Source organism: Cobetia sp. (assembly GCF_983723665.1).
In genome coordinates this window covers 17647-19914 of the sequence record NZ_CFDJES010000050.1, presented here as the reverse complement: position 1 = coordinate 19914, position 2268 = coordinate 17647, and the positions used below count along the sequence as shown (strand labels likewise).

Genomic DNA, 2268 nt, shown 5'->3' with positions numbered 1-2268 from the left:
ACGCAGACGACAAGGCCCCGCCTCCGGTAAAGGAAGCGGGGCCTTGTCATTGAGGGCCTGCCGTCGCGCCGACTCAAGGGCTAACGACGGCTCCAGCCCTTGAGAAGCGAGGGGCGAGCACGCGATTCGCGCACGCTGGGCGGAAAGTCCACCTCTAGTTCCTGGCCCGCAGACTTCACGGCGTCTGGCGCAGACGGGGTGGCAGATGACGCCGCGGGAGCACGGCAGCGGGAAGATGGCGGCGACGAACGCGCCAGGCGCAGGCTCCCGCCCTGACAACACCATTCACGACAGGCCGTCACGCCTGCATCCCTGCTTGCTGGCCGCCCCTGTCGCGGCGTCTCTGCCACCTCATGTCTCATCGTCGCATCTCCTGATGACAAGCCCCTCCCGATGAGCGGCCTGACTTCAGAGTTGACGATAATGATTCTCAATTCAAGTTTGCGATGAGCGATAGCTGCCAACGAAACGCCGCAGACTGACCCAGATCAACTCCGGTACTGTCGCCCCCCCCCTTCTCGGTCGCTTCGCTCGCCCCCGCGATCCCTTCGCCAACCTCAGCCTTTCTGCAGGCGCTCATCCATCTGCTGCAGCGCCTTCTCCAGCTGCACGCGCGTGGTGCCGTAGTTCAAGCGCACGAAGCCCGGCCAGCCGAAGTCTGCGCCATCCGACAGCGCGACATCGCATTCCTCGAGCAGGGTCTGCTGCGGAGACTCCCCGAGCCCTGCCTTGCGCATATCGAGCCAGGCCAGATAGGTGGCCTGCGGGCGCGACATGCTGACACCGTCCCAACGTGCCACATGGCTTTCCAGCAGATCGAGGTTGTCACGCAACACGCCCAGCAACTCCTGACGCCACGGCTCGCCCTCGCGCCACGCCGCTTCGGTCGCGGCCATGCCCAGCACATTGGTATCGGGCATCAAGCCATTGGCGGCGCCGGTGAAGCGTGCACGCAGCTTGGGATCGGTGATCACCGCGCAGGCGAACGTCAGCCCGGCGGTGTTGAAGGTCTTGGAGGGCGCCCACAGGGTCACGCAGCGCGCCGCCAGTCGCTCGTTCAGGCTGGCCAGCGGAATATGGCGGGCCGTCGGGTCCACCACCAGATCAGCATGCAGCTCATCGGAGACCACCAGCAGATCGTGACGCTCGACCAGCTCCGCCAGCGCCTCGAGCTCTTCCTCGCGCCAGACGCGGCCGGTAGGATTGTGCGGGTGGCACCATAGCAGCAGCTCGGTCTCGGGGGTGATGGCCGCTTCCAGCGCCTCCAGATCCAGACGCCAGGGGCCGCCTTGTGTCTCGGGCTCTGCCAGCGGTGCCATCTGCGCCAGTCGCCCGGTCTTCTGGGCCACCTTGAGGAAGGGCGGGTAGATCGGGGTCGTCGTGACCACGCCCGCGCCGGGAGAGGTCAATGCCAGACTGGCCAGATGCAAGGCCGGCACCACGCCCGGCAGCCAGACGATGGAGTCACGCGGCACCTCCCAGCCATAATGCTCGCGACTCCAGTCACACAGGCTGTCATCGAGGCCCTCCGACGGCTTGGCATAGCCGTAGACCGGGTGCGCCACTCGCTCGGCCAGCGCTCGCGTCACGGCGGGCGGGGCGCTGAAGTCCATGTCGGCGATCCAGAGGGGCATGACGTCCGAGGCGTAGCGATCCCACTTCTGGGAAGGATACTGGCGTCGATCGAGCGGGGTGATGAAATCGAATGGCAAGATGGAGTCTCCCTGTGGCGGGCAAATTTGGCAGGCAACGCGAGCAGTGCGCTCGACTCACGTCGCCCTCGGGCGGCGAGAAGAATACCTGTGGACCAACTACAGCATAAGGCTTTGTGCATGTCTGAAGACACCTTTTACCCACAGGCCCAGCGCGGGCTGCCCGGTCTGTTGCGTGCCTGGCTGACCCATGGCCGTGGCGACAGCGAGCGCCTCGCCGTGCTGCTGGCCGATACCGCGCGCGTCGCAAGTCTTGGCCAGCCCGCCAGCAATCCCGATGGCGAGACGCTGGAGCAGTGGGCCGCCGAGGGCGGTGCGCCGCTGTGGGCCCCCAAGGCAGCGCTGTTCCTGTTGATGCAGATGCCGGCACGCCCGGTGCCGCAGGGCCCTGATGACGCCTGCGCCTGGGCCTATTGCTGGTTGCGCATGCGCGAACACGACAGTCCCACGGCCGCCCTGATGGCGCTGCCGGAACACCTGCGTCAGCCGCTGGCCTGGCCCATCGAAGCCGCCTGGCAAGACCTGACGCACCAGCGGCTGATCTAGCCGCGTCGAT

The 2268-nt window shown here is 66.5% G+C and carries 2 protein-coding genes; one reads left to right on the top strand and one right to left on the bottom strand.

Annotated features, from left to right (window positions below):
• Nucleotides 1–557: 557 nt before the first annotated feature.
• Entirely contained in the window at nt 558–1712 is a 1155-nt protein-coding gene (locus tag AC4FAH_RS07090) for a MalY/PatB family protein (RefSeq protein WP_225347373.1), read from the bottom strand.
• A gap of 120 nt (nt 1713–1832) precedes the next feature.
• On the opposite strand from AC4FAH_RS07090, the gene AC4FAH_RS07085 reads away from it, so the two are divergent.
• Nucleotides 1833–2258 (top strand): hypothetical protein, encoded by a 426-nt coding sequence (locus tag AC4FAH_RS07085; RefSeq protein ID WP_043336524.1) that lies wholly within the window; start codon nt 1833–1835, stop codon nt 2256–2258.
• The last annotated feature ends 10 nt before the right edge of the window (nt 2259–2268 follow it).

Excerpts from the sequence above, each read along its gene's own strand:
- AC4FAH_RS07085 (WP_043336524.1), top strand. The coding sequence starts at position 1,833 with ATGTCTGAAGACACCTTTTACCCACAGGCCCAGCGCGGGCTGCCCGGT.